The organism is Variovorax sp. 20P10.2.4 (genome assembly GCF_058244205.1).
On sequence record NZ_JBZAYE010000426.1, the window covers coordinates 1 to 6479 of the forward strand.

5 protein-coding genes are annotated in these 6479 nt (G+C 71.7%); 2 read left to right on the forward strand and 3 right to left on the reverse strand.

What is annotated here, in order from left to right:
- On the forward strand, positions 1-1188 hold a 1188-nt coding region (locus tag AC27VN_RS29130; protein WP_490878794.1), incomplete at its 5' end, for a DUF3526 domain-containing protein.
- A 44-nt stretch (positions 1189-1232) separates the two neighbouring features.
- Positions 1233-3434 (forward strand): TonB-dependent receptor, encoded by a 2202-nt coding sequence (locus AC27VN_RS29135; protein ID WP_490878795.1) that lies wholly within the window; start codon positions 1233-1235, stop codon positions 3432-3434.
- On the opposite strand, the gene AC27VN_RS29140 is transcribed toward AC27VN_RS29135, so the two are convergent.
- The 3 genes from AC27VN_RS29140 to AC27VN_RS29150 form a co-directional block, all read right to left on the reverse strand.
- Positions 3431-4270: a glycosyltransferase family protein gene (locus AC27VN_RS29140; protein ID WP_490878796.1), complete on the reverse strand. Its 840-nt coding sequence runs from the start codon at positions 4268-4270 to the stop codon at positions 3431-3433. The two genes, AC27VN_RS29135 and AC27VN_RS29140, sit on opposite strands and share 4 nt — an antisense overlap.
- 37 nt (positions 4271-4307) lie before the next feature.
- The gene (locus AC27VN_RS29145) at positions 4308-5096 is read right to left on the reverse strand and encodes an ATP-binding protein (RefSeq protein WP_490878797.1); all 789 of its coding nucleotides are present in this window, start codon (positions 5094-5096) and stop codon (positions 4308-4310) included.
- A gap of 163 nt (positions 5097-5259) precedes the next feature.
- Positions 5260-6479, reverse strand: a 1220-nt coding sequence (locus AC27VN_RS29150) for a cytochrome-c peroxidase (RefSeq protein ID WP_490878798.1), incomplete at its 5' end; no start/stop codon positions are given.

The window sequence follows — 6479 nt, forward strand, 5'->3', positions numbered from 1 at the left end:
AGCAGCTACGGCGCGCAGCACGCGATCCTGCCGAGCGCGCCGCTCGGGCCGGTCGCGCTCGGGCGCAGCGACCTGTTCCCGAGCCAGTTCCGCGTCACGCACCAGAGCCGCGTGGCCTTCATGAACCCGAGTGACATCGAGAACCCCTGGTACCTGCTGAGCGGCCAGTTCGACCTGGCCTTCGTGCTCGTCTACCTGCTGCCGCTCTTGATCTTCGTGCTCGGCTACAACCTGCTGTCGGCCGAGCGCGAGAACGGCACCCTGCGCCTGCTGCTCTCGCAACCGCTGCGCCTGCGCACGCTGCTGGCCGGCAAGCTCGCGGTGCGCGCCGCCGCGTTGCTGGTGCCGGCGGTGCTGCTGCCCGTGGGCGTGCTGCTGCTGGCGCGGCAGGCGGGCTTCGCGCCTTCCGCGCCGGGCGCGGGCACGGTCACCTTCTGGTGGGCGCTGCTGGTGGGCGCCTATGCGCTGTTCTGGTTCGCGCTGGTGGTGGCGGTCAATGCCTTCGGCGCGCCCTCGGCCACCAATGCCATGGTGCTGATGATCGCGTGGGTGCTGCTGGTGCTGGTGGCGCCGGTGCTGCTCAACCTCGCGGTCACGCAGGCCAGCCCCGCGCCCTCGCGCACCGAGCTCGCGACCCAGACGCGCACGCTCACGGCCGCGGCGATGAAGCGCCATGCCGAGCTGCTGAGCACCGATTACAAGCACGTCGGCCAGGGCGCGCTGCTGCTGCCGCGCGACGGCAAGATCGAGATCAGCGCGCGCGGCCTCGCCAACTACCGCATCGAGCGCGAGATCGACGAGGCGATCGCGCCCGAGCTCGAGCGCTTCGAGCGCCAGCACGCGGGCCAGCAGCGGCTGCTCGAGCGCTTCGGCGCGCTGTCGCCCGCGGCCGTGGCCTACGAGGGCATGACCGGGCTGGCCGGCACCGGCGCGCGGCGCCATGCGCAGTTCGTCGCGCAGACGGTGGGCTTTCATCTCGCGTGGAAGCACTTCTTCTTTCCGCGCATCGAGGAACGCAGCGCGCTGGTGCCGGCCGACTTCGACCGCATCCCCCGCTTTGCATGGCGCGAGGAATCGCCGCGCGAGCTGCGCGACCGCGCGCTCGAGGCCGTGCTGCAACTGCTGCTGCCGAGCCTGCTGCTGTTCGGCCTCGCGGGCTGGCGGCTGCGCCGCTTCTCGGTGGCCTGAGCGCGCACGCAAAAAGAACGATCAATCTCCGGAGGGAATTTCAGATGAAACACACGATGTCGGGCGTGGCCGCGGCCATCGCCGCGTTGTCCATGGCGGGCGCGCAGGCACAGGAACAACCGGCGCCGCAGGCGCAACAGGCGCTGGGCGCGATCACGGTCGAAGGCAACCGCGACGCCGAGGGCCTGCACCTCGAGGGCAGCAGCGGCAGCGCCTCGCGCCTGGGCCTCACGGTGCGCGAGACGCCGGCCTCGGTCGAGGTGCTGTCGCAGGACCTGATCCAGCAGCGCGGCGCGCGCACCTTCAGCGAGGCGCTGCGCGGCGTCACCGGCCTCGCGGGCGGCGGGCCGCCGTCCTCGCCGACCACGCTGTCGACGCGCGGCTTCACCAGCCTGCTGTATCTCTACGACGGCGTGCGCACCTCGGGCGCGGGCGTCACCAACCGCGTGCAGGACACCTGGAACTACGACCGCATCGAGGTGCTCAAGGGCCCGGCCTCGGTGCTCGACGGCGAGGGCGCGATCGGCGGCGTCGTCAACTTCGTGACCAAGCGGCCCGACCGCAACAACCCGAACCGCGAGCTGTCGGTCGGCTACGGCAGCTTCGGCGCCACGCGGCTGGGCGTGGGCTTCGGCGGGCCGGTCGGGGAGTCGGGCGCCTACCGCCTCGACTACAGCCACAACGACAGCCGCGCCGGCAACGTGCCGGGCAGCGGCGAGCGCATGGATCACTTCACCAGCGGCCTGGCCTTCGACCTCGGCGGCTCGGTCAAGCTCGACCTGAGCTTCGACTACCTGAAGGACGACAACAAGGCCTACTGGGGCACGCCGCTGGTGCCGGCCTGGTTCGCGACCGAGCCCACGGGCGTGGTGCGCACGCCCGACGGCCGCGTCATCGACCGGCGCATCGCGCGCATCAACTACAACGTGCTCGACAACGAGAACACCTCCGAGACCTACTGGCTCAGCGCGCGCCTGAGCGGCCGCCTCGGCGACAACTGGTCGTGGCGCAACACGGTGGCGGCCAACAAGTCGCAGCGCCTGTTCCGCAACTCCGAGAGCGCCGTGTTCGTCGCGCCCGCGAGCATCGCGCGTGACCAGACCCGGATCACGCACGACCAGGACTTCTGGCTCGAGCGCTTCGACGCCACCCACCACGGCACCTTCGGCGGCATGGACAACCGCTTCGTGATCGGCGGCGAGCTCAGCGGCACCCGCTTCGACAGCCAGCGCCGCTTCTCCGACGGCCAGGCCTCGACCGCCGCCGCATTGCGCGTGCCGGCGCTCGCGCCGTTCACGGGCTTCTACAGCGACGATCCGCGCCTGAGCGCCACCGGCGCCGGCAACCGCACCGACACCACCTCGCGCGTCGACGTGAGTTCGGTGTTCGTCGAGGATGCGCTCAAGCCGCTGCCCGGCCTCACGCTGGTGGGCGGCTGGCGCCACGACCGCACCAAGGTGCAGCGCGGCATCGCCGACCTCAACACCGGCGGCTACAGCCGCTTCGACACCAGCTACCGCACCGACTCGGGCCGGCTCGGCGCGGTCTACGACCTGTCGCCGCAATCCAGCGTCTACGCGCAGTACACCAACGCCACCGTGCCCGTGGGCTCGTTCTTCCTGCTGTCGCAGTCGAATGCCAACTTCCCGATGTCGCGCGGCAAGCAGGCCGAGGTCGGCTTCAAGCAGAGCCTGCCCGAGGCCCGGCTCGAGTGGACCGCCGCGCTCTACAAGATCGAGCTCGACAACGTGCTCTCGCGCGATCCCAACAAGCCCGGCGACACCGTCAACAACGGCCGCCAGTCCTCGCGCGGCGTCGAGCTCTCGGCCGTGTGGCGACCCACGCGCCAGCTCACGCTGGCTGGCAACCTCGCGGCGCTCGATGCGCGCTTCGACACCCTGGTGGAGGCCGGCGGCGTCTCGCGCGTGGGCAACACCCCGCCCAACGTGCCGCGCCACGTGGCCAACCTGTTCGCCACCTGGCGCCCCGACAACTCGAACTTCGAGTGGTTCCTCTCGCTCAACCATGCCGGCCACGTCTTCACCGACACCGCGAACCAGATCCGCATCGAGGGCTACACCACCGTCGACGCGGCCGTCAGCTACCGCCTGAAGCCTGCCCTGCTGACCTTCCGCGTGCGCAACCTCACGGACCGGCTCTACGCCACCTGGGGCGGGCGCGCGGTGAGCCAGGTGCTGCTGGCCCCGGGGCGCAGCTTCGAGGTGTCGGCGCGCTTCGATTTCTAGGCGCCCGGCGTCTGCGCGATCGCGGCGCGCAGGGCATCGGCCTGCCGCCGCGATTGCATCAGCGCCAGCCCGTTGGCGCCGAGCGCGCGCCGCCGCGCATCGTCGCGCAGCAGTGCGAGGCAGGTCGGCACGATGCCGTCGTACGAAGTGAAGGCCACGGCGCCCGCGTACGCGCGCTCGGCCTCGGGGTCGTCGCCGGTCTCGGACACCACGCAGCAGCCGTTGGCCAGCAGGTAGGACACGCGCACCACCTCGAACAGCCGGCCCTCGTAGTGGTGCAGGTTCAGCACGATCCGGCTGCGCGCGATGTAGTCGTCGCGCGCGGCGCCATAGACGCCGAACAGCGCGACCACGCGCAGGCCCGCGTCCTCGAGGGCCCGCAGTGCGTCGCGCCGCCGGTCGTTGACCGAGCCGTAGAACAGCACGTCGATGTCCGGCGTCTCGCGCGGCACGATGCGCCGCAGCGCGTCGGCATGGCCCACCTCGCACAGCGTGGCCGCGATGCCCATCGAACGCAGCAGCGCCACGTTGCGCGCGCTGTAGTCCCACACCGGTCGCCGGCGCAGCAGGTCGAGGTAGCGCTCGGACCACCAGGGCGAGCCGGGCGACAGCTGCTCGAGGTTGAACAGGATCGCGCGGCGCGGCGGCCGGTCGGAGATCGAGGGCAGCAGGTTGGCGCCGAGCACGATCGTCTCGCCCTCGGGGCGGCGGTGCACGATCGGCGCGGCCACGCCGAGTTCGCGCAGGCCTTCGCTCAGCGCGAGCGCGAATTCCTCGAAGGCGCCGCTGTGGGCATAGCCGGGCGGCGTGACGATCCATATGCTGGCAGGGGGCACGCGGCGTGCTCCTTGGCGGAAAGGAGACCGATGATAGTCAGCGGTCCCCGCCGAAGCGTCCCTCGATCGACGCGCCGGCCACGAGGCGCAGTTCGCCGCGGTGCGCGTTCGCGATGGCACGCAACAGTGCCTGGCGGTGCGCGCGGGCCAGATGCTGGCCCGGCGTTTCGATGGCGTCCCGCGCTGGCGCATCGCCCGCATGCACGGCGATGCGGAAGCGCGCGCCATCGATCTCGCTGACCACGATGCAGCGCGACGCGGCCCGCGGCGCGAGCTCCTCGAGCGCGAGCCGCACGAACTGCGCGATGCGTGCCGGATCGCCGAGACCCTCGCCATGGCCGAGCCGGTCGTGCTCGATCGCGATCGCCTCGTGCGAGGAACGCCGCGCCTCGATCGCCTCGCCGACCACCTGATGCAGCGGGAAGCGCTTCGCGACCATGGCGATGGGCCGTCCGGCCGCGAGCCGGCAGAAGTCCGCGAGCTCCTCGGCCTGCTCGTGGGCGCGCACGGCCGCGCTGTCGATGTGCTCGAGCACCGCGTCGGCCTCGTTCAGGTCGCCGCGCCGCGCGAGCAGGTCCACGCCGAGGCGGATCGCGGACAGCGAGTTGCGCACGCCGTGCATGGCGGCGTCCATGAGGCTGTCCATCGATGGGGCCGACGGTCGGCCGCCGGGGCCCAGGGTGGTGGCGCTCCAGGTGGACAGCGCCCAGTTCACGGCAAAGGGGCGCCGGCTGCCGGTGGAGGCCGCGGGAGCAGCAGGAGGGGAAGCGGGCGGAGCACGGGGCGATGGCGGCTGCGCATCGCCGTTCGGAAGAAGGTCGGGCATGTCGTCACGCAAGGGCGCCGTCGGGAGGAATCCGGGCGGCCGGCCTGGCGCGCTCGCGATGTCGGCGCGCATGCGGCGGGCGATCCGACTCGGGAATGATGCGCTGCCGCATGGCGGCCCGCTGTCGGGCGAAGCGGCAGCGCGTGTAGGCGGATGCCGACGTTCAGGGCCTGCGCGCGGCCGTGCGCAGCGTGCCGGGATCGGGCGCGTTGTGCTGGTCGGCGTCGGTCAGCGTGCGCAGGAAGGCCGCCACATCGCGGATCTCGGCCTCGCTGAGCGCCGGCTTGCCGCCGGGCTTCTGGCCGAAGGGCGGGTCGGTGTTGATGTTGGCGTGGTACTGCGCGGGCAGGTCGTCGTACGGGTGCACCTTGCCGTCCTTGCCGCGCGCATACCAGCGCTGCGGCGCCGTGTCGCGCTGCGCGTAGAAGCGGATCACTTCCTCGAGCGAATGGAACACGCCGTTGTGGAAGAAGCTCTGGCGCACCGCCACATTGCGCAGCGAGGGCGTGCGGAACAGGCCGCAGTACTCGGGATGGTCCTTCATGTCGGTACGGATCGGGCCGCACACGCCCATGTCGTGATAGTCGGGGTCGGCATTGGCCGCGAGCTTGCGGTTGCGCGGCACGCCGAGCGCGATCTGGCCGAAGTCGCTGAACAGCGGGAAGGCGCCGTCGGGCGTGCGCTCGCTGATGTGGCAGGAAGCGCAGTTGCCCTTGTCCTCGGCGTTGAAGAGGGCGAGGCCGCGCATCTCGGCGGGGCTGAGCGCGGCCTTGCCGCGCAGCGCGGCGTCGTACTTGCTGCTGAAGGGGTAGAAGTCCGTCGGCGACTGCTGGAACGCTTCGAGCGCTAGTCCGGCTGCGCGAAACGCCATCTTCGGATCCGCGAACACCTCGTCGCCGAAGGCGGCGCGCATGTCGCCCGCATAGGCCGCGTGTTCGAGCTTGCGCACCACCTCCTCGACCGAGGCATTGGCCATCTCGGCCGGCGACAGCAGCGGCAGCGCCGCCTGCTCGTGGGCCGAGCCTGCGCGGCCGTCCCACATGCGCCCACCCGTGGGACCGGCATCGACGCTGTCGTCGCCGTCGTTGTCGTGGTGGTGCTCGGTGAACGCGGTCAAGGTCTGCAGGTAGCGCAGCGAAGGCACGGCGCGCGGGCCCTCGGTGCGGCCGTCGGGGCCGGCCAGTTGCACCGACAGCGCATTCGGTGGTCCCCAGGCGTGCTGGGGATCGTGGCAGCTCGCGCACGAGGCCTTGCCCGAAGCCGAGAGGCTGCCGTCGAAGAAGATGCGCCGGCCCAGTTCGCCGAGCTGCGCCGGCGTGGGCTGCTTGCGGCCCGGCAGCACGGCGTAGGGCGCGTCGAGGTAGGCCGGGTGCGCGGGTTCGG